This is a genomic window from Mesorhizobium sp. M4B.F.Ca.ET.214.01.1.1 (assembly GCF_004791545.1).
Lineage (GTDB): Bacteria > Pseudomonadota > Alphaproteobacteria > Rhizobiales > Rhizobiaceae > Mesorhizobium > Mesorhizobium abyssinicae.
The window spans coordinates 185,032-206,142 of the sequence record NZ_SRUX01000007.1 but is presented as its reverse complement, the minus strand read 5'-3'; the positions used below and the strand labels follow the sequence as shown (position 1 = coordinate 206,142).

The 21,111-nt window shown below is 61.7% G+C and carries 17 protein-coding genes and 1 pseudogene; 11 read left to right on the top strand and 7 right to left on the bottom strand.

Annotation, left to right across the window (positions count from 1 at the left end):
* Positions 1 to 28: 28 nt before the first annotated feature.
* The 4 genes from EN857_RS16125 to EN857_RS16110 form a co-directional block, all read right to left on the bottom strand.
* Complete coding sequence (locus EN857_RS16125; protein WP_127310527.1) at positions 29 to 3,295, bottom strand: efflux RND transporter permease subunit; 3,267 nt, start codon at positions 3,293 to 3,295, stop codon at positions 29 to 31.
* Positions 3,292 to 4,302, bottom strand: coding sequence for an efflux RND transporter periplasmic adaptor subunit (locus tag EN857_RS16120; RefSeq protein WP_127310528.1), 1,011 nt, complete (start codon positions 4,300 to 4,302; stop codon positions 3,292 to 3,294). The genes EN857_RS16125 and EN857_RS16120 overlap by 4 nt, the downstream gene beginning before the upstream one ends.
* A 65-nt stretch (positions 4,303 to 4,367) precedes the next feature.
* Entirely contained in the window at positions 4,368 to 4,571 is a 204-nt protein-coding gene (locus EN857_RS16115) for a DUF2892 domain-containing protein (protein ID WP_127310529.1), read from the bottom strand.
* Between the two features lie 25 nt (positions 4,572 to 4,596).
* A complete protein-coding gene (locus tag EN857_RS16110) occupies positions 4,597 to 5,889 on the bottom strand; it encodes an FAD/NAD(P)-binding oxidoreductase (protein ID WP_127310530.1) in 1,293 nt (430 codons plus the stop codon).
* 168 nt (positions 5,890 to 6,057) lie between these two features.
* On the opposite strand from EN857_RS16110, the gene EN857_RS16105 reads away from it, so the two are divergent.
* From EN857_RS16105 to EN857_RS16090, 4 genes and pseudogenes are all read left to right on the top strand, one after another.
* Positions 6,058 to 6,354 carry a metalloregulator ArsR/SmtB family transcription factor gene (locus tag EN857_RS16105; protein ID WP_127287183.1) on the top strand — a complete coding sequence of 99 codons (297 nt, stop codon included), beginning with the start codon at positions 6,058 to 6,060 and terminating at the stop codon, positions 6,352 to 6,354.
* 136 nt (positions 6,355 to 6,490) lie between these two features.
* Complete coding sequence (locus EN857_RS16100) at positions 6,491 to 6,895, top strand: host attachment protein (protein ID WP_127287182.1); 405 nt, start codon at positions 6,491 to 6,493, stop codon at positions 6,893 to 6,895.
* 717 nt (positions 6,896 to 7,612) lie between these two features.
* A complete protein-coding gene (locus EN857_RS16095) occupies positions 7,613 to 8,056 on the top strand; it encodes a pyridoxamine 5'-phosphate oxidase family protein (protein WP_245478313.1) in 444 nt (147 codons plus the stop codon).
* A 139-nt stretch (positions 8,057 to 8,195) separates the two neighbouring features.
* Positions 8,196 to 8,387: pseudogene (locus tag EN857_RS16090) on the top strand (NapC/NirT family cytochrome c); the annotation flags it as partial.
* Between the two features lie 142 nt (positions 8,388 to 8,529).
* Here EN857_RS16090 and EN857_RS16085 read toward each other — a convergent pair.
* Positions 8,530 to 8,982 carry a pyridoxamine 5'-phosphate oxidase family protein gene (locus EN857_RS16085; RefSeq protein WP_127310531.1) on the bottom strand — a complete coding sequence of 151 codons (453 nt, stop codon included), beginning with the start codon at positions 8,980 to 8,982 and terminating at the stop codon, positions 8,530 to 8,532.
* 346 nt (positions 8,983 to 9,328) lie between these two features.
* Between EN857_RS16085 and EN857_RS16080 the strand changes: the two genes are divergently transcribed.
* The 5 genes from EN857_RS16080 (at position 9,329) to EN857_RS16060 (ending at position 18,258) form a co-directional block, all read left to right on the top strand.
* On the top strand, positions 9,329 to 10,168 hold the full coding sequence (locus EN857_RS16080; protein WP_245493231.1) for a universal stress protein: 840 nt from the start codon (positions 9,329 to 9,331) through the stop codon (positions 10,166 to 10,168).
* A gap of 12 nt (positions 10,169 to 10,180) precedes the next feature.
* Positions 10,181 to 11,818, top strand: coding sequence for an MBL fold metallo-hydrolase (locus EN857_RS16075; RefSeq protein ID WP_127391759.1), 1,638 nt, complete (start codon positions 10,181 to 10,183; stop codon positions 11,816 to 11,818).
* A gap of 74 nt (positions 11,819 to 11,892) precedes the next feature.
* Positions 11,893 to 14,451, top strand: coding sequence for a cation-translocating P-type ATPase (locus EN857_RS16070; RefSeq protein ID WP_127309462.1), 2,559 nt, complete (start codon positions 11,893 to 11,895; stop codon positions 14,449 to 14,451).
* Between the two features lie 182 nt (positions 14,452 to 14,633).
* Positions 14,634 to 17,021, top strand: a complete 2,388-nt coding sequence (locus EN857_RS16065) for a phosphoketolase family protein (protein ID WP_127309449.1) — start codon at positions 14,634 to 14,636, stop codon at positions 17,019 to 17,021.
* A gap of 70 nt (positions 17,022 to 17,091) precedes the next feature.
* Positions 17,092 to 18,258, top strand: a complete 1,167-nt coding sequence (locus EN857_RS16060; RefSeq protein ID WP_127309450.1) for an acetate/propionate family kinase — start codon at positions 17,092 to 17,094, stop codon at positions 18,256 to 18,258.
* Positions 18,259 to 18,301: 43 nt separating this feature from the next.
* On the opposite strand, the gene EN857_RS16055 is transcribed toward EN857_RS16060, so the two are convergent.
* Together EN857_RS16055 and EN857_RS16050 are read right to left on the bottom strand one after the other, a co-directional pair.
* Positions 18,302 to 18,817 (bottom strand): GNAT family N-acetyltransferase, encoded by a 516-nt coding sequence (locus tag EN857_RS16055; RefSeq protein ID WP_127309451.1) that lies wholly within the window; start codon positions 18,815 to 18,817, stop codon positions 18,302 to 18,304.
* Between the two features lie 64 nt (positions 18,818 to 18,881).
* Positions 18,882 to 19,529: a helix-turn-helix domain-containing protein gene (locus EN857_RS16050; RefSeq protein WP_135858863.1), complete on the bottom strand. Its 648-nt coding sequence runs from the start codon at positions 19,527 to 19,529 to the stop codon at positions 18,882 to 18,884.
* Positions 19,530 to 20,015: 486 nt separating this feature from the next.
* Between EN857_RS16050 and EN857_RS16045 the strand changes: the two genes are divergently transcribed.
* Positions 20,016 to 20,264 carry a hypothetical protein gene (locus tag EN857_RS16045; protein ID WP_127309452.1) on the top strand — a complete coding sequence of 83 codons (249 nt, stop codon included), beginning with the start codon at positions 20,016 to 20,018 and terminating at the stop codon, positions 20,262 to 20,264.
* A gap of 104 nt (positions 20,265 to 20,368) precedes the next feature.
* Positions 20,369 to 21,109 (top strand): metallophosphoesterase family protein, encoded by a 741-nt coding sequence (locus tag EN857_RS16040; protein ID WP_127391760.1) that lies wholly within the window; start codon positions 20,369 to 20,371, stop codon positions 21,107 to 21,109.
* Positions 21,110 to 21,111: the final 2 nt, after the last annotated feature.

Here is a 21,111-nt window from a genome sequence, read left to right as displayed (position 1 = left end):
CACCGTTTCCGTGAAGCGGTGAAACGATCTAGTGGTTTGCCGGCTCGGGATACTCAGTCAGCGCGGCTGCGACAGGTTCGCTCGGCCCAGCATCAGCACGCGGGCCACCGCGCAGCGCCACATAGATCGCCGGGATGACCAGCACCGTCAACAGCGTCGACGAGGCGAGGCCGAACAGCAACGAGATAGCCAGCCCCTGGAAGATAGGGTCGGTCAGGATCACCGCGGCGCCGATCATCGCCGCGAGCGCGGTGAGCAGGATCGGCTTGAAGCGGATAGCCCCGGCTTCGAGCAGCACCTCGAGCAGCGGACGATCCTCGCTCCGCGCATGACGGATGAAGTCGACAAGCAGGATCGAGTTGCGGACGATGATGCCGGCAAGCGCGATGAAGCCGATCATCGAGGTGGCCGTGAAGGGCGCGACGAACGCCCAGTGGCCAAGCATGATGCCTATCAGCGTCAGCGGGATCGGGGTCAGGATCACCAATGGCAGGCGGAAGGAGCCGAACTGCGCGACGACCAGGATGTAGATGCCGAGGATCGCCACCATGAAGGCAGCGCCCATGTCGCGGAAGGTTACCCAGGTCACTTCCCATTCGCCGTCCCACAGGAGCGTCGGCTTCGATTCGTCGTCCGGCTGGCCATGCAGCGCGATCTGCGGCTTTGGCAGCGCGCCCCAGTCCGCCTTGGCAATCGCATCGTCCACGGCGAGCATGCCGTAGACCGGCGCCTCAAACGCCCCGGCCAGCTCGCCCATCACCATCTCGGCCGGCCTGCCGTTGTGGCGGAAGATCGGGTAGGAGGCCGGCTCCTGGCTCACCCGCACGACGTCGCCAAGCTCGACAACGTCGCGCGCGCCGGGAAGCGCGTTGGCGGCAACCGGCGTGGCCAGGGCACGCTGATCGACCACGCCATTTGCCTTGGACAAGGCGATGCGGATCGGGATCGGCAGGCGCCCGCCGCCTCGGTGCGAGTAGCCGACCGTGGTACCGCCGTAGAGATAGCTCAGCGTGTCGTACACATCCGCCTGCTCGACCTTGTAATATTCCAGGTTGTCCTGGTCGATCGAAAGCCGGAGCCGTTCCGGCTGGTTGTGGAAGCTGTCGTCGACGTCGACGATGAACGGGATGCTGGCGAAGGTCTCGCGAACCTTGGCCGCAACCGCGCGGCGGGTTTCGGCGTCCGGGCCGTAGATTTCGGCCAGCAGTGTGCCGAGCACCGGCGGTCCCGGCGGCGGCTCGACCACCTTCAGCACCGTGCCCGCCGGCATCGCCATGCCCATCAAGCGCTCGCGTAAGTCGAGCGCAATGGCATGGCTGGCGCGGCTGCGGTCTCCTTTGGGAAGCAGGTTGACGGCGATGTCACCCTGTTCGGGGCTCGATCGCAGGTAGTAATGGCGCACCAGGCCGTTGAAGTTGAAAGGCGCGGAGGCGCCCGCGTAGGTCTGGAACGACACTACCTCCGGCACGGAGGCCAGGCGATTTGCGGCGGCCTGGAGCAGTCGGTCGGTGTCCTCGACCGACGAGCCCTTGGGCAAGTCCGCCACTATCTGGAGTTCGGTCTTGTTGTCGAAGGGCAGAAGCTTGACCGTCACGTGCTCGGTGTAGATCAGCGCCATGGACGCAATCGTGGCAATGCCCACGACCAAAAGGAACGCCCAGGCTCTGAGCCGCGACTTCAAGATCGGTCGCGCCACCGCGATATAAATCCGCCCCAGCACGCCGCCCTGCGCGCTGCCGGCGTGGCCATGGGCGCCGACCCGATCCTTTCCGCCGAGCTTCATCATCAGCCACGGTGTCAACATCACCGCGACGAAGAATGAGAAAAGCATCGCGGCCGAGGCATTGGCCGGGATCGGGCTCATATAGGGGCCCATGAGGCCGGAGACGAACAGCATGGGAAGCAGCGCCGCCACGACGGTCAGCGTCGCCACGATGGTGGGATTGCCGACCTCGGCAACTGCATCGATCGCCGCCTGGGCGCGCGAGCGTCCGCCGTCCATCGCCCAATGGCGCGCGATGTTCTCGATGACCACGATGGCGTCGTCGACGAGGATGCCGATGGAGAAGATCAACGCGAACAGGCTGACACGGTTCAGCGTGTAGCCCATCACGCGCGAAGCGAACATGGTCAGCAGGATGGTCGTGGGTATCACGACGGCCACCACCAGCGCTTCTCGCCAGCCGATGGCTACTGCGATCAGCAGGACGATGGAGACGGTCGCCAGGCCCAGGTGGAAGAGCAGTTCGTTAGCCTTCTCATTGGCCGTCTCGCCGTAGTTGCGCGTCACGCGCATCTCGACGTCGTTGGGGAAGATCTGGCCGCGCACCTGCTCGAGGCGCTTGACGATCATATCGGCGATGACGACCGCATTGGTGCCCGGGCGCTTCGCGATCGCCACCGACACGGCCGGCGCGCGCTCGAGACCGGTATCGGACTTAGTGATATTGGTGACGCGGTTCTCAGCCGGTGACGTCGCGAGCACCACGCTGGCAACGTCGCGGATATAGACCGGCCGCCCGTCGCGAGCCGTGAGCAAAAGGTTGCCGATCTCAGACAAAGCCTGCAGCGTCTGACCGGCCACCAGCACCCGCTGATTACCCCGGTCGCGGACCGTGCCGATCTGGAAAGAGCGGTTGGCGCCCGCGATCTTGCCCATCAACTGCTGCAGCGTGATGCCATACAGCGAAAGCTTTTCCGGATCCGGCTCGACCTGGATCTCATCGGGCTGCTCGCCAACGACGTAGGTGAGACCGATATCGGGAAGCTTTGCGACCTCGACCTGCAGCTCATGCGCAAGACGCGTCAGGTCCGCCGAGGAATACCGCGCCGCCACCTGCGGCGCCGGCGTCAGTGTCACCACCACTATGGCAACGTCGTCGATGCCGCGCCCAACGATCAGCGGCTCTGGAATCCCGACGGGGATGCGATCCATGTTGGCGTGCACCTTTTCGTGGATGCGCAGGATCGCGGCATCCGAACTGGTGCCGACCTTGAAGCGGGCGGTCACCAGCGCGCCATCATCGGTGGTTTGGGAGTAGACGTGCTCCACGCCGTCAATGCCCTTTATGATCGTCTCCAGCGGCTCGGTCACGAGCTTGGCGGCATCTTCGGCCCTCAGGCCGTTTGCGGAGACGTGGATGTCGACCATAGGCACGGAGATCTGCGGCTCCTCCTCGCGGGGCAGCGTGACCAAGGCCACAAGCCCAAGCGCCAGCGCGGCCAGCAGGAAGAGAGGCGTCAGAGGCGATGCGATGAATGAACGGGTAAGCCACCCGGCGATGCCGAGTTTCATGGCAGAGCGACCTTGTCGCCATCGGCAAGACCACTCAGGATCTCGATGCGCGGCTGGCCGGCATCCTGGAATGTGCCACCCCGCACCACAGTGACGTCAAGCGGCCCATCCGCCGTCTCGATTGTGACATAGTCTATACCGTGGACGATCCTAAGAGCCTCTGGCGGAACGCCCAACATGGTCCGCTTTGCGACCGGTATGGACACGAGGGTGCGCTCGTTGACGAAATAGGTCCCGATGTCGGCGACTTCGACGTCGGCAATCACGCGACCTTTCTCGATCTCCGGGTAGACCTTTGCGATCCGGCCTTCCCCAGCCTTGACGAAGCCGGCATTGGTACCCGTGCCGCGTTCGCCGATATCGACGCGGGCGCCTTCCGTTATCTCGACGGCGTGCCGTTCCGGCAAAGACAGGCGCAGGTAATACTGGCCCGATGCCACCCGCGCGACGGGTTCGCCCGCCATTATCACCGAGCCGGCGGCCACGGGAACCGTCAGCACCCGGCCGTCGGCTGGGGCCAGGATATCGCCTTCCCGTGTGCTTTGCTCGATGACCGCCCGCTCGGCAATCGCAGCCGCGAGCTGGTTCGTGACGACATCGAACTGCGTCTTTGACGCGTCGACCCGGCTTTGGGCGGCAGCACCCTTGGCCAGCAGGTCCTGTGCGCGCTGCAGATCGGTACGGGCACTGTCGAGTTGCGAATTCAGGGCCGCGATTTTGGCGTCGGCGGCTCTGAGCTGCAAGGCGAGCTTGTCGTCGACGACCGTGGCGACCATGTCGCCCTTGCCCACCTGGGCGCCCTCCGAGACGTGAACGGACGCGACGGTTCCCGAAATCCTTGCCCTGGCCGGCAGGATGGTGCGGCTCTCCACCTGTCCATACACGGCCTTCATCTCGGTGATGGTCGTGGACTTGACGATGAATTCGGCGGCGTGTGTATCGATCGCAAAAAGGCCGGCGGCGCCGACCAGAAGAATGTACGCCAGGGCCGAATGCAGTGGTCTCATTGGCTAATCTCAGTCGGTTGAAATGGATATGGAGGCGACGGAGCCGCCTCCCGGCTTAGCGGCCCTTACTCGAACGCTGCACCCGGCTTGCAGCCGAGCTTCTTGAAGACCATCGCTGCCGGGCAGAAGCCCGTGACCGAGGCCTGCATCATGTTGAGCCCGGCGAATGCCGTCAGCAGGAACCAGTAAGGCGAATAGTAGATGCCGAGCGTGAGCGATATCAGCACTACGACGCCCGCAAACCTGAGAACTGCCTTGTCTATCGTCATAATTCTTGTCTCCTGAACGCCGTGCCTATTCGGCCGGCTCGATGTGGATGGCCTTGAGTTTCTTGATGCCCAGGACGTCGAGCGCCAGCCCCTCGTAGAAGGTTTCGCTCTTTCCCTGCCGCACCTTGTGAAGGAAGTATTTCTCGAACCCCACTTTCGCCGCATGGACCCATTTGCCTTGCGAGGACCAGTTGACGTTGCGGGGAGGGATCTGCGGCTGCGCGACAAAGGCTATACCTTCATCGCCGAAATCGGCGAGGCAGATCGCGTTCCACGTCGCGACGGCCCTCGGTTCCTGGCCGCGTAGCAGCGCGCCGATGTTCTCGGCGGTGGCCGTGACCATGGATTCGATCATGAAGCCGGTCTTGGGAACGCCGACGGGAAGCGGCGTCTTGCCGACCGGCGGAATGGCCACGCAGACTCCGATCGCGAAGACGTTGGGATGGGTCTGGTTGCGCTGGTGCTTGTCGATGGTGACGAAGCCGCGCGGATTGACAAGGTCCTCGGTCCCCATCAGCGCCGGAACGCCACGGAAGGCAGGCAGCATCATCGAGAAGGCGAAGGGCAGGTCGCGCTTGGCTTTGGTCGTCCCGTCCTCGTCGACTTCCTCGACGTGCATCATGTCGGCGTCGACCGAAGCCACCTTGGCGTTGGTGATCCACTTGATGTGGCGATCCCGCATGGCGCTTTCGAGCAGGCCCTTGGTGTCGCCGACCCCGTCGAGACCGAGATGGCCGATATAGGGTTCCGGCGTCACGAAGGTCATCGGGACGCGGTCGCGTACCCTGGCCTTGCGCAACGCTGTGTCGAGGATGAAGGCGAATTCATAGGCCGGGCCGTAGCAGGACGCGCCCTGAACCGCGCCCACGACGACTGGACCGGGCTTGCGAACCAGTTCGTCGAACTTCGCCCGCGTGGCGACGGCATGGTCGATGTGGCAGATGGATTGGGTATGTCCGGCAGGTCCGAGACCCGGCACCTCGTCGAAGGCAAGATCGGGACCGGTCGCGATGATCAGATAGTCGTAGTCGACGAAGGTGCCGTCGTTGAGTTCGACGCGGTTTTCCTTCGGATGCACCTTCTTTGCGCCTTCGGGACGCAGCGCGATGCCGCGCCGCTTGAAGGTATCCGCCAGATCGACAGTGACATCATTGCGCTCCCGCCATCCTACGGCCACCCAGGGATTTGAAGGTACAAAGGAATAGGACGTGCCGAGCGTGACGACGGTCAGCCGATCCGCTCGGCGCAGCTTGTCGCGTATTTCGTATGCCATGATCGTGCCGCCGAGACCTGCTCCGAGGACGACGATGTGGGACATGATGATCCTCCCGTTGGTTCGATCTTCGAAGCATCCTGCGGGTGAAAGTCGCGTTCTTCGTTGATCGGGCTCAATTTCCAAACGGCGCGGCGCAATTGTAAGGTACGGCGTCGGCCAACCCGATTGGCAAGCTTGCATGTAACATTCAAAGATAATAAATTCAAGATTATGAATGTATCAGATTTGATCCCGGCCTCAGGCAGGGCGGCGGAACTGCTCCGGAGCCTGTCCCATCCACAGCGTTTGCTCGTGCTATGCGCCCTCGGAAATGAGGAGCGCTCGGTGGCCGAGTTGCGAGAGCTGCTCGACATCGACCAGGTGCCTATGTCGCAACAGCTTATGCGGCTGCGGGCCGATGGTTTGGTCGAGGCGCGCCGGGACGGCACGACGGTCTACTACCGTATCACGAGGCCGGAGGTGCTCACGGTGATCGAGGCGCTGCATTCCGCCTTCTGCCCGAGTTGACTCGGCGCATTCCGCTTGGGCTTGACTAAGGTCAATGCGACGCAGGTCGAACCGGCATTACCTGCCTGCCAATAGCAAAACGAAAAGATCGGACACGGCCCTACAGCGCTCGGCTGATCCAGCGTCGGAGAAACACATGATCCTGAACAACGGCACTCTCGTGGCGGTAACTGACGGCGAGATCCTGCGACTGTTTCATAATAAGGGGCATGAACCTCATATCGAGCTTATCGAAATCGAGGATCCCATCCTTGAAATGGCCCGCGCAGGATCCGGCGGGAGGCATCGCAGCTCAACCGCCAATCCGGACGAGTCTCGGCTGCGTGAGGACGACTTTGCGGGATCGGTCGCCGCTTATCTCAATGAGCAGTCGCATGAAGATTACTGTGAGCATGTTTTGATCATCGCCGACCCGCGCACGCTTGGAGAGCTGCGAAGGCACTATCAGCCCTCGTTGAGCGCCAAACTGGTCGGCGAGATCACCAAGGACTTTGTCAAGCATTCCGTCCTGTCGATCGAAGGTGCCATAGAGATTGCCTGATCAAACGCATTCTGCACCGCAGCGATTGGCATAGTGATCTCCATATAGATCGCTGTGTCCAATGTCTCGTGTCGGAGCGATAGGACGTTCGCCATGGCTGTTCGAGAAAACGCTGTCGTTCCACTCGGCGTATTGATGCGCTCGCGGGTTCTGCCGAGCACGCCACAACCTATGGCAGGCGCGCGCTGGGGGCACCCTTACTGAACCTTGATGGTTGCCCTTCATGAAATGATCGGGGACATTGCAGAAGACTGCGTAGAAGCCCGGCTTGAGGTTGAGGGTCAGTGACCCTGTCTTGCCTGGATCGAGCTCCGAGTCTTCGCCAAGGTGGCCCGCCGCATTCGTGTCGCCGTCCTTGTCCCGCGAATGCCGGCGCCGAAACTGCCAGCCTGGTCATGGCGCTCGCGACAATCGGGTTCCTCGTGCTGTAAGCCCCCAAGTCACAGCGAAAAGCGGTTCGTGGAGCCTGTTCCATGGGCTATAATGCGATTGCGCGAAGCATTGAGGTGGCGGCATGTCGGACTGGCTCGCTTGAGAGGGCCACAAGGCGGTTCCTGATTACAGCGCAACTTGGATCAGGGCACCCGTCGTCGTCTTTGCTAGAGTGGTGCTTGGAACACGGCGAGTAGCCCGGCGAGCGATCGTGCTTCTCGTGGAAGCCGCTTACGCAGCATCGAGATGCACAGCGTGAAGAACGCTCTTTACCGGGGGAGTCCCGTGATCATCAGTGAGATGACCGCCCAAGAATCCAGGATGCACCTAGCCGCGAGCAGGGTCGGGCGCCTTTGCGTAAGCGACGGGATGCCGTACGTTGTGCCGATTAGCTTCGTTTACGAACACGGCCACATCTACAGCTTCTCCTTGGTTGGTCAGAAGGTCTTGGCGATGCGCGGAAATCCTCAAGTTTGCGTCGAAGTCGACGAGATCCGTAATCCACGCAACTGGTGGAGTGTCGTTGCCTTCGGGCGCTATGAAGAACTCTCCGAAGGCCCCCGGCAGAATGAGCGCGACCATGCATGGTCGCTGTTGCAGAAGGCACGCCCCAACTGGTGGGAACCTGGCAGCGAGACGCCTCAATCCGAGGACAAGGTTGCCAGTCCGCCTCACCTTTTCTTCCGCATCAACATCGAGAGAATCACTGGCCGCCGTGCTCTCGCCTGACCCGGCCCAGTCTGGTTGTGACCGCGCAGGCCGAAGACCGGCAACACAGCGACATCGCCTTCGCGAAGCGCAAGGTCGCGCCAGGTCCGGACGCCCTGGCTCAAGCCGGTCCGTCGGCGGGGCGGAAAGTCGCTGAAACCATAGGCGCTACCTGCCTGCCGGCGAAGCGACCTGCATCGACTGTCATAACGGCATCGCGCATGAGCTGCCGAAAATGGAGGGCGTGATCCGGGCTGGAGGTGCCGCCGGAACTTCAGGGCGAGCAGCTTCCAAGTCGTCTGCCATCGACGAACTTGAACGTCTGATAGCGGTATATCATCCCGAGTCCTAACGAAGGCTACAGATCACCAACAAACCCAGAATCCACTTAGGACCCATCGTATGGGTGGGACCGTTAGCCCGCCGGGTCTGAATGCCTTGGCTTTGCCGGCCTCGCTCACGCAACCCAAAGGTTGTCTTGGGGGCGAGCGCGATCAGCAAGTGACGACATCGGTGTGGCCGAAACCCTTGGAGTAGTCGAGCACCGAGATGACCGTAGGCATCACGCGAAATATGCGCACCTGATCCGGAGTTGGCATCGGTCCTGGCAGCGAGACTTGCTGCGGATACTTCAGCGGCAGCATCCGCAGGACCTTTTCCGCTTCGGCCAGGTCTGTCACCGCCTGGGCTCGCGCCGCCATGGAAAGTCCGGTGATTTCCATCACCTGCGGCGTGTCGTGATCGATGGTCAAGGACACGCGATCGTCCTGCGTCAGATTCCCAGCCTTCTGGCTTTCCAGACCGCAGAGGAAGTAAAGGGTAAGGCCTTCGTTCACGTAGCCGACGGTGGTCGCCTGCGGCCAGCCGTCGGGCTTTAGCGTTGCGATGGTCATGATCCGATGCTGATCCAACAGCGTCACGATCTTCTTTCTGATCTCTTCCTTCATCCGTTGTCTCCAAAGTCATTGCTGACCCTGACCATAGTAGGGTCGTGGACCACCTCGCCTTGACGCACATCAACGCAAAGGAGGGCAAACGCGCATCTGCAGCATTGCCGGCGAAACGAGACGCAAATTATCTAGGCCCTCTCTGCGACCGAGCGGTCGATACCCTGGCTCTGCTGAATGTCAGCGTTCGCGGCGTCAAGGTGGGCTTGCCGAGTGAGTGCCTGTTCCTCGGCCCCACCGACGGCTGCATTTGCGGTGAATCAATGCGCACGCCGTCCACTGCCTCCATAGATGTCGCAGCAGCGCCGGCATCCAGTGGCCCGACCTCGCCGCAAAGGAGGCGAATATGATGAAGCCGATGGTATCCCTGTCTCTGGCGACGTACCCGGAGGCGAACACACCAAAGACCGCGTCTAATGCAGTCGCGGTTGCCAGGCGCATTGGAGCGACGCTGCACGCGGTCGCCATCAATGTCGACATTCCCGACGTTTCAAACGCTCTGTCGAGCTTCTTGCTCGACCTTCCCAACAAGATCAGGGAGGCCGAAGCGACCAGTCGCAGTTTCGGCAAGAACTTGCTGGAAACAGTTGCAAAAGAAGCATTGCAGGGCGGGGTCCGCTTGACGACGCAGGAGCTGACCGCGCCACCGGCCCTAATTGGGGACACAGCGGCCGAGCAGTGCCGCTACTTCGACATCTGCCTGGTCGGATGGGCGCCGGACAACCAGACGGCGCGAATGACAGCCGAGGCGGTCGTGTTCGGATCGGGTCGACCGACCCTGCTGCTTCCTGACGCCACGGATGTCGGCGCCCTTGACCATGTCGTCATCGCTTGGGATGGCAGTCGCGTGGCTGCGCGGGCCGTTGCCGATGCACGGCCGTTTCTGGAGCTTGCCACGATGATCACGGTTGTGACCGTGACGGACGAAAAGCCGCTGCCGGGACAAGACATCGGTGAACGCCTTGCGCAAGGCCTGAGGACGCGCGGTCTGGCGGCCGAAGCCGCATCAATTCAGGCGGGGGCGCGCTCGATCGCCACCGCTATCCAGGAGCATGCCCTCGAAATCGGCGGCAAACTATTGGTTATGGGTGGATACGGTCATTCGCGCGTCAGGGACTTCGTGCTCGGTGGGGCGACCGAAGGCATTCTCTCGGATTTGCGCCTGCCCGTTCTCCTGTCGCACTAGGGCATGATTCCCATGAACGCCAGTCGAGGCACGGATCCTGTTTTGCGCTTCCACGGCGCAGCCCACGGTGTTACCGGCTCTTGCTACGAGATCGAAACACCACGCGCGAGGATCCTCGTCGATTGCGGCCTCTTCCAGGGATCGAAGTCGGAGCGGGCCTTGAACTACGGCGCGTTCCCGTTCCCGCCGGAAGCGATCGACGCCGTCGTCCTGACGCATGCTCATATCGATCACAGCGGCCTTCTGCCAAAGCTGGTCACGCAGGGCTTTGCCGGGCCAATCTACACGACCCGAGCTACAATCGATCTTTGTTCGGTCATGTTGCCGGATGCGGCGCATATCCAGGAGATGGAGGTGGAACAGCTTAACCGCCGCAATGCGCAGCGCGGGCGGCCGCCGGTCGAGCCGATCTACAGGCAGCAGGATGCAGCAGCGTGCATGACCCTTTTTCGGGCCTTGGAATACGCCGCATGGACCACCGTAGCCCAAGGCGTTCGGGCTCGCTTTTGGAACGCCGGCCATCTGCTCGGCTCCGCATCGGTTGAGCTAGAGATCGACGTGGAACGTCAGAACATGCCGATGCGCATACTGTTTTCAGGCGATATCGGACCCGGTCACAAGCCGCTGCATACCGATCCGGAGGGCCCGGCCGGTGTCGACTATCTCATCTGCGAATCGACCTATGGCGACCGCGACCGCCCGGACGTTGCGCCTGAACAGCGGCGATCCATGCTCGGCGACGTGGTGCGCAGCGCTGCCGAGGCGAGCGGCCCCCTTATCGTTCCTTCCTTCGCCGTCGAGCGGACACAGGAACTGCTGGTAGACCTCCACCTGCTCATGAAAGCGGGAGAGGTGCCGACTGCTCCGATCTTCGTCGACTCGCCGCTGGCGACACGTGCCAGCACGATCTTCGAAAGACATGCCGACGACATCGAACAAGTCGACGGTCTGCGTCAGGCTCTCAGTTCACCCCAACTGCGCTTCACGGAAACCATCGAGCAAAGCAAGGCGATCAACCGCCTGAGAGGCTTTTTCGTCGTGATCGCCGCCAGCGGCATGTGCGACGCCGGGCGTATCCGCCATCATCTCAAGGCCAACCTCTGGCGGCGGAACGCGACCGTGATGATGGCGGGGTACCAGGCTCAAGGGTCACTCGGAAGGATACTGCTCGACGGCGCGCGGCGTGTGCGCATCCAGGGCGAAGAGGTAGAGGTCAAGGCCCGGATCAGCCTGTTCGATCTCTACTCTGGCCATGCCGACGCAAGCGAACTCGTCGCCTGGGCCTTGGCTCGAACTCCGGTCAAGCACACGGTGTTCCTGACGCATGGTGAAGAAGCAGGCTTGGTCGGCCTCAGCGGCCGGCTGGCTGGACCGATTCCTTCGGACAGGATCATCATGCCGGAGCTGGATAGCGCTTTCCAATTGACGTCCCAAGGCTGTTTGCCGGTCGACGCCAACGAGCCGCGCCGCCTGAAGCCGGAAAAGGTTGCCCGGCTGGATTGGCACAACGATCTTTCAAAGCTTCTCCTCGACGTCACGGAGGCCGTCAACACCGCGGCCGACGAACGGGGTCGCGCCGCAATCATCAGACGGATGCGCCGAGCGCTGGACGCGCCGGCGCTCGGCGCCTTCGCAAATGACGAAAGCTGATCGCGCATCTTTGAATTCAATTTTCGTCACACGGGAAAATGCAAGACGGCACGCTGGGACTCGAACAAGGCCAAATGTCTCGATCCGCTTCATCCACCATTGCAATGCCCGGCCTCAGCGAGGCCGAAGCACAGGCAAGGCTTGCCACCGAAGGCTTCAACGAAATGCCCAGGCCCAGTCGCCGCACGCCGTTGCGGATTGCCATCGAGGTCGTGCGCGAGCCAATGCTCGCCCTGCTGTTAGGTGGAGGTAGCGTCTATTTGCTTCTTGGCGATCTCCAGGAGGCGTTGATCCTGCTTGCATTTGCCACGTTGTCGGTTGGGATTACCATCGTCCAGGAGGCGCGGACGGAGCGTGTCCTCGAGGCGCTGCGCGACCTGACCAGTCCGCGCGCCCTGGTAATACGCGACGGCGAACGCAAGCGGATTGCGGGTCGCGAGGTGGTGCGCGGCGATACGGTCGTGCTGGGCGAGGGGGATCGCGTTCCGGCCGACATCGTGCTCATCCAGAGCCGGGATATCCAGACCGATGAGTCCTTGCTGACCGGCGAGTCTGTTCCGGTGCGCAAGATTGCTGCCAGGGATGCCGATCTGCCGGCGCAATGCAGGCCGGGGGGCGACGACCTGCCTTTCGCATTTTCCGGATCACTCATCGTTCGCGGTTCAGGCATTGGCGAAGTTCTGGCAACCGGGCCGCTCAGCCAAATCGGTGCGATCGGGCAATCGCTGAGCACCATGGAAACCGAGGCACCCCGCCTGCGGCGACAGACAAAACGCCTTGTCGGCATCTTCGCACTTGTCGGCGGCGCCGTCAGCGTTCTCGCGGTCGTGCTTTATGGCTTGTTGCGGGGCGGATGGCTTGATGCGGTGTTGGCGGGCATTGCGCTCGGCATGTCGATGCTGCCCGAGGAGTTTCCCATGGTGCTGACAATCTTCATGGCCATGGGTGCCTGGCGCATCTCGCAGGCGCGCGTGCTCACCCGTCGCGCAGCAGCGATCGAGACGCTTGGCTCGGCAACTGTCCTTTGCACCGACAAGACCGGAACGCTGACCGAAAATCGCATGACAATTGCAGAAATGAGAACGGCCGATGGAAAACTGCTTCGCCTGAACAGCTCAAGCAAGGAGATGCCAGCGGCCTTTGCAGAGTTGGTCGAGATCGGCGCGCTTGCCAGTGCCGAAATTCCCTTTGATCCGATGGAAAGGGCATTCCACAAGCTTGCCCAGGAGCGCCTGGCGAAGCGTGCTGAGGGTGCCGATTGGAAATTGGCCCGCGCCTACGGGTTGCGTCCTGAACTGCTGGCAATGTCGAACGCCTGGCGGCTATCGGCTGAGGGCAACGACTACCTGATTGCCGCCAAGGGTTCGCCGGAGGCCATCGCGGCACTCTGCCGTCTGCCTGCGGATCGTGTCGCTTCGCTCAAGGATGTTGTGGACGCCATGGCCACGGAAGGACTGCGCGTCTTGGGCGTCGCGCGTTCCAGCCATGCTGGCGATCAACTGCCGGACAAGCAGACTGAATTCGAATTTGAATTCTTGGGTCTCGTCGGGCTTGCCGATCCTCTGCGAGCGGAGGTTCCGGACGCGGTGAGCAATTGCCGCTCCGCCGGCATCAGAGTGATCATGATCACCGGGGACTATCCCGCGACAGCCAGAGCTATCGCCCGCGGGGCCGGGCTCGACTTCAACGATGTCGTCACCGGCGAAGAGCTCAAGGCGCAGGATGACGCAGCCCTGTCGGCGCGCGTGAAGACCGCAACGGTGTTCGCGCGGATCATGCCCGAGCAGAAACTGGCAATCGTCAGAGCATTGAAGGCCAATGGCGAGATCGTTGCCATGACCGGAGACGGCGTCAACGACGCGCCTTCGCTGAAAGCAGCCGACATTGGCATTGCCATGGGAGGGCGCGGCACGGACGTCGCGCGGGAGGCGTCTTCCATCGTCCTTCTCGATGATGACTTCGGGTCGATCGTCAAAGCCATCCGGCTGGGCCGCCGCATCTACGACAATTTGCGCAAGGCAATGGGCTTCATTCTTGCCGTGCACGTACCGATTGCGGGTCTGGCCCTCCTTCCATTGCTGTTTGGGCTGCCTATCCTGTTCGGACCTATTCACATTGCCTTTCTGGAGATGGTGATCGATCCGGTCTGCTCCCTGGTCTTTGAAGCGGAGACCGAGGAGGACGACACGATGAGGCGTGCGCCGCGACATCCGGAAGCTGCGCTCTTCTCGCGCTCGTTGATCGCGTGGAGCGTTGTGCAGGGCCTGCTGGCATTCGCGCTTGTTGCTGGCATCTTCCTCGTCGCCTTGCGCTGGGGAATGCCGGAGAATGAGATTCGCGCCCTGACATTCTTCTCGCTGGTGCTGACGATCGTTGGGCTGATTTTCGTCAACCGTACGTTCAGCGAGTCGCTGCTTGTTGCGTTGATCCGGCCAAACCGATCGCTTGCTTTCGTCGTCGTGGTGGTTGCCGCGGCGCTGGGCGGGACACTTGCATGGCCACTCGCAAGTGGCCTCTTCCAGTTCGGACCGCTGCACCTGGACGACCTCGCCGTGACGTTGGCGGCCGGGTTGGCAGTGCTGGTCTGCCTTGAGGTCCTGAAACACTTCTGGCGAGATGGGCTGAAAGCCTGATTGTTGGTGGCAGTATGACCGCGGTTCCAACCAGCGCGACGCCCAGCTTGCACAATGCTAGCGATGCAGCGAGCGGCCGCGCCGATCAGGTGATGAACTGAAAGTCGCGCGATGCGTTGGTGGCCCATGGCCAACGCGGAATCCCCGGGCTTTCGCAAAATGAGACAACGGAGCCAAGTAAGATGACCGGACAATCGGCAAAAACAGTCAACAGCAACAAACGGATGTCGGACCAGGAGTTGCACGACGTTGACGCCTATTGGCGCGCCGCCAACTATCTTACGATCGGGCAAATCTACCTGCTCGACAATCCGCTGCTTCGGGAGCCCTTGAAGCTGGAACATGTCAAGCCGCGGCTGCTAGGGCACTGGGGGACTTCGCCCGGCCTGAGCTTCATCTACGCCCATCTCAACCGCGCGATCCGGCTCAGGGATGCAAACATGGTCTACGTCTGCGGCCCAGGCCATGGCGGTCCGGCCATGGTCGCCAACACCTATCTCGAGGGCATCTACAGCGAGCTCAATCCCGACGTATCTCTGGACGAAGAAGGCATGCGCAAGCTGTTTCGGCAGTTCTCTTTTCCGGGCGGGATTCCGAGCCATGCTGCACCGGATGTCCCGGGCTCGATCCATGAGGGTGGCGAATTGGGCTACGCGCTTTCGCATGCTTTTGGCGCAGCCTTCGACAATCCGGATCTCATCGTCGCCTGCGTGGTCGGCGACGGCGAGGCGGAAACCGGGCCACTTGCCACCGCCTGGCATTCCAACAAGTTCCTCAACCCGGCGCGCGACGGCGCGGTGCTGCCGATCCTGCATCTCAACGGCTACAAGATTGCCAACCCGACCATCCTTGCCCGCATCCCGGAAGACGAATTGCGCGCCTTGTTCGTCGGCTACGGTTACGAGCCGCTGTTCGTCGAAGGCCATGAACCGGGGGCAATGCATGAGAGGATGGCGGTTGTGATCGATGATGCGCTCGACCGCATCGGGGCAATCCAGGGCGAGGCTCGCGGCGGTGGCGAAATTGCAAAACGCCGGCCGAAGTGGCCAGTGATCGTGCTGCGAAGCCCCAAAGGCTGGACCGGCCCGAAGGAAGTCGACGGGCTGAAAACCGAAGGCTTCTGGCGCGCCCATCAGGTTCCCTTGTCCGGCCTTGCGGAAAACCCCGAGCATTTGAAGATGCTCGAAGAGTGGATGAGGAGCTATCGGCCTGAAGAACTGTTCGATGCGATGGGTGCGCCTGTGGCCACGATACGTGCCACTGCTCCGCAAGGTACGAGGCGAATGGGCGCCAACCCGCATGCCAATGGCGGCTTGCTGCGCCGGTCCCTTGAACTGCCCAGACTGCGCGACCATGGCATTTCCGTTGAACGGCCCGGCGCGGTGAAGGCCGAGTCAACGCGAGTGATGGGCAAATTCCTGCGCGCCGTGATGGAACTGAACGATGGCGCGAAGAACTTCCGCATCGTCGGCCCGGACGAGACGGCTTCGAACCGGCTGCAAGACGTGTTCGAGGTTACCGAGCGCGCCTGGATGGAAACGATCCTGCCCGAGGATGTTCATCTCGGGCGCGACGGAAGGGTTCTGGAGATTCTCTCGGAACACACCTGCCAGGGCTGGCTTGAAGGCTACCTGCTGACCGGTCGGCACGGCTTCTTCTCCTGCTACGAGGCGTTCATCCACATCGTCGATTCGATGTTCAACCAGCATGCGAAATGGCTGGATGCATGTCGTGAAATTCCCTGGCGACGGTCGGTGGCGTCGCTAAACTACCTGTTGTCGAGTCATGTCTGGCACCAGGAACACAATGGCTTCAGCCATCAGGATCCCGGCTTCATTGATGTCGCCCTCAACAAGAAGGCCGATATCGTGCGCGTCTACCTGCCGCCGGACGCCAACAGTCTGCTCTGCGTGACCGAGCATGTGCTGCAGACATGGGACCGCATCAACGTCATCGTGGCCGGCAAGCCGCCGTCATGGCAGTGGCTTTCGATGGACAAGGCGATCGTTCACTGCAAAGCGGGCATCGGCATTTGGGATTGGGCTTCAACTGACGGCGGAGCAGAGCCGGACGTGGTCTTGGCCTGCGCCGGCGACGTTCCGACCCTGGAGACGCTGGCGGCCGTCCAGATACTCAGGCACCATGTTCCGCAGCTTCGGATCAGGGTGGTCAACGTGGTCGACCTGATGACGCTGCACCCCAGGGAGCATCACCCGCACGGGCTGTCGGATCGCGACTTCGACGCGTTGTTCACCAAAGAAAAACCGGTCATCTTTGCCTACCATGGCTACCCCTGGACGATCCATCGGCTGACCTATCGGCGCACCAACCACGACAATATCCACGTGCGCGGCTACAACGAGGAAGGCACGACGACGACGCCTTTCGACATGACGGTTCTGAACGGCCTGGACAGATATCATCTGGTGCTGAGTGTCCTTGACCGTATCCCTGAGCCGACCGGAGTCGGACTGAAACAGATCATGGAAGGCAAGCTGATCGAGCACCAAGCTTATATCCGCGCCCATGGACAGGATATGCCGGAGATCCTCGGCTGGAAGTGGGAGTAGTAGCCGGTGGAAATCAGTGCGGCGAACGGATCGGCAGTCGGGGTCCGTTGGCGGGCGCGGCGGACAGATCATGAATGACGCGATTCTTGTCCTTAACGGTGGCTCGTCGAGTCTGAAATTCGCGGTGTTTCAGCAGCGTGACGACCTTCACCTGCTGGTGCGCGGCAGCATATCGTCAATCCGGCAACGTCCACGGCTTCACGTCGCTCCAACGGCGCTGTCGTCCGGGATCGATCGGAGCTTGGGCGCAGGGTCGATCGATATCGCCAGCGCATTCGAAGTCGTGGGCTCCTTGCTTGCGGACCGCGGACTCCTGCGCCAGATCGGCAAGGTCGGTCACAGGATCGTTCATGGCGGACAGAGTTTTTCCAAAGCAGCCATCCTTGATGAAGAGACGACGAAGGCCTTGCATCTGCTGGAGCCGCTCGCCCCGATCCACCAGGCCATCAATCTCGAAATCGTCAGCTTGGCAGCTCGGCTATTGCCTGACGCCCTCCAGGTCGGATGCTTCGATACGGCCTTCCACGCGCGGCGGCCGGAACTTGCCAAGCTCTATGGCTTGCCGCGCGAGTTCTCGGAACAAGGCGTGATTGCCTACGGCTTTCACGGACTTTCCTACAGCCACGTCGCAACGAAACTTCGCAGCCGCTACGGCGCAAGCGCCGGCGGCCGGGTGATCGTTGCCCACCTGGGCAGCGGAGCAAGCCTATGTGCGATGAAGACGGGGGCAAGCGTCGCCACCACTATGGGGTTCTCAACGCTTGATGGCCTCATCATGAGCACACGTTGCGGCACGGTCGACCCTGGCGTGATCCTGTACCTGTTGCAGGACCAAAAGCTGTCATTGGGTGAGCTGTCCAACCTTCTCTACGAGGAATCCGGTCTGCTGGGTGTCTCCGGCATCTCGGGCGATATGCAGACATTGCTGGGCTCGAGCGACCCTGCAGCCGCGCGAGCCGTCGATCTCTTCATCTATCGTGTCGGGCGCGAGATCGGGTCACTTGCCGCGGCCCTTGGAGGTCTCGATACCCTCGTCTTCACCGCCGGCATTGGCGAGCACGCACCTGTGATCCGGCAAAAGATCTGCGAAGCCGCCGAATGGCTTGGCGTTGCGGTCGACAATGATTTGAACCAGAACGACGAAGGATTGGTCAGCAGCCCGCAGTCCCGGGTCGACGTCCTTGTCATTCCCGCAGACGAGGAAGCCGCCGTCGCCAGGGAAATCCTCGACGTCTGAACAAGAGCTTCGCTGCCGGCCCGCATCTGCGCGAGACCGGTCGTTACCGGGGCAGGGGGGTGCCGAGCTTTCGCCGAACCAGGAGAAGTGTCGGGTCGTCGGGGTCTGTGGTGACAGTGAATCCCATGTCGCGCTCAAGCTCGATTGCAGCGCGATTCTCACGGCTTTCGATCGACTCGATTGTCTCGAGGCCGATCCCGTCGGCCCACCTTGCGATATAGGCAAGCAGTTCCCAGCCGACGCCGAGATTCTTGCGGTCCTGGCGAATGCAGATAGCGACTTCGCCGCGCCGGTCGGCAGCGTCGCTGGCGAGTGTCGCCACTGCGATCAACGCTCCGTCAGTCGAGAACGCGAGAAAGTTATTGATATGCGGATCGTCGGAGCGAGTCATCGCTACCAGCCGTTCATGCGAGACCTCTTTCACTCCACCGAGAAAGCGGAAGCGCAGATCTTGCGGCGTCACATGGGTGAAGAACTCCGCCAGGGCGGGCTCATCTTCGGGGCGTGCGCGGCGTACATCGAAGCGAAACCCGGTATGCGTGGAAAGCGTGCTAACCATCGTTATATATGGTCTCCGATCCGAGGTGCGGCGCCGTTGTCCTGTCTCTCCAAGGCGCGCGACCTCACTCGCTCATGTATTGAAGCGCGTCCTGCTTGACGATTTCTATGCTGCGCAGGTTCAGCAGGCGGATGACGCCCTTGTCCTTCAGCCGGGTGAAGACTCGCGACACGGTCTCGATCGTGAGTCCGAGATAGTCGCCGATATCCGCGCGAGACATCGGCAGATCGACCTGCCGCAATCCGCCTTGCCGCTCTGCCATGTCGACCAGGAACGCGGCCACCCGTTCGATGGCATTCTGGCGACCGAGGACCAGGAGGTGTTCCTGCGCCCTGGTCAAACCTTTGAGGGCCAGGGGCAGCAACTGGCGCGAGACATCCGCCCCGGCAGCGAACCGATAGACCCGGATGCCGGTCGCGTTGATTGCTTCGGCGAAGAAATGATGTGTCGCGTCGGCTTCGAAACCGAATGTCTCGCCAGCCAAATGGAAGGCACTTATCTGCCGGCGGCCGTCGGCAAGGAGGCGATAGATGCGGACGGCGCCGAACTCGACCTGGTAGAGAGCTCCGGCCTTTTCCCCCTGCGCATAGATTTCCGACCCGGCCGGGTAGAAGTTGATGGGCTGCAACGGCACGCTGTCCAGAACTGCCGGGAGGTTCGACTGTGGCACGTGTGGCGGCAGTGAAATTGTGGAGGTCGTGTGAGCGTACATGGCTGCTTCTCCGTGATCCGTGGCATCAGCAATCGCGCGAATCGGAGGAAAGCGAAATTCGGTTAAGTCCCTACGGGAAACTACTTAGTGGGGGGACCCAGACGACATTGCATCCGCCGAGGATGGCATGGGCGCCACTGTTTGCCTTAACGCCAAAAAGACGGACTTTGCGATGTTGGCATGAGGAGAGCTGGCTGCATCGCAATTGCATCATCAAGGTGGTCGGCGCAGGCCGCGGGGGCAGCATTGTTGGGTGTGCTCGAAGCCCGCACCGACCGAGGCGGCAGGGGCCGCCTTGGTTGCGCTACAACATGTGAGAAAACCAGGAACCTGCCCGAACGCCGAACTTGGCCTTATGCACATACTTAGGTTCTGCGCGCCTGAATGGATTGGAAATATCCACGGTAAGATTTGATTCAACTCAAAGCGCGGGTGCCCCCGGAGGTTGTTGAAAGCCCTGTCGCTAAATGATCGGGGCAGGCCGCCATGTATTTTCCGCAATTTCTGGTGGGCATGCTCGTGACGTCGTTTGTCGTGGCGATCTGGATCGGTGTGGAAACAGGTTCGGGTTGGGTCGCACTCGGTGGGGCTTTGCTCACATTGGTCGTCCTGCAAGTTGGATATGTCCTCCTGATCATTCGCTTGGTCCTCAACCAGATACCGAAAACGGGAGCGGCGGCCTCGGCTTCGGTGAACCCGGCGCCACCGCTCCGCGGAGACGGGGTCTCGCTTTAGGCGAGCGAAGCACGAGGGTTGTTGGACCGCATGCGGTCCCATTGACTTTGTTAGCGCCGTTGTTTGACTGGTAGGGCGAGCTTGCAAGGTCCAGATGGAAACGAATGCGCATCGCGATCCTGTCTGACATCCATTCCAACCGTGAGGCGCTCGATGCGGTTCTCGAGGTGGTTGGCGAGCGCGGATGGGACGAGTTGGTATTGCTTGGCGATCTGGTTGGCTACGGGCCCGACCCAGTCTATGCGCTCGAGACGGCTGCGGACCTGGTCGATCGAGGCGCGCTCTGCGTCATGGGAAACCATGACGAAGCGATAGCCTTCAACAGGGGCGGCATGACGGAGAATGCTCGGACAGCGGCCAGTTGGACGCGTGAGCGTTTGACCTCGGCGCATGTCGATTTCCTGTCCCGTTTGCCGGTGTCGTTGACGTCGGAAGACCGGCAATATGTTCACGCCAGCGCCGAACGGCCGGGAAAATGGCTATACATCCGCGACGTGGATTCAGCAGAGCGCTGCCTGTCTTCAAGCGTGGCCCGTTTCGTCTTCTGCGGCCACACCCATATTCCGGCCATCTACTACGCGCTGCCAGGTCGCCGGCCGATCTGTTTTCAACCGCTGGCCAATGTGGCTGCGCCGTTGTCCGCGGTCGGACAGCTCGTCGTGAACGTCGGAGCGGTCGGCCAGCCTCGCGACGGCAATCCGGCGGCCTGCTTCGCCCTCGTCGATACGCAGCGGCACGAGGTCTCCATGATCCGTGTGCCTTACGACTACGAAGAGACCGCCCGAAAGATTGCTGACTCTGGGTTGCCGGCATGGCTGGGCATGCGATTGAAGATCGGACGATAGGG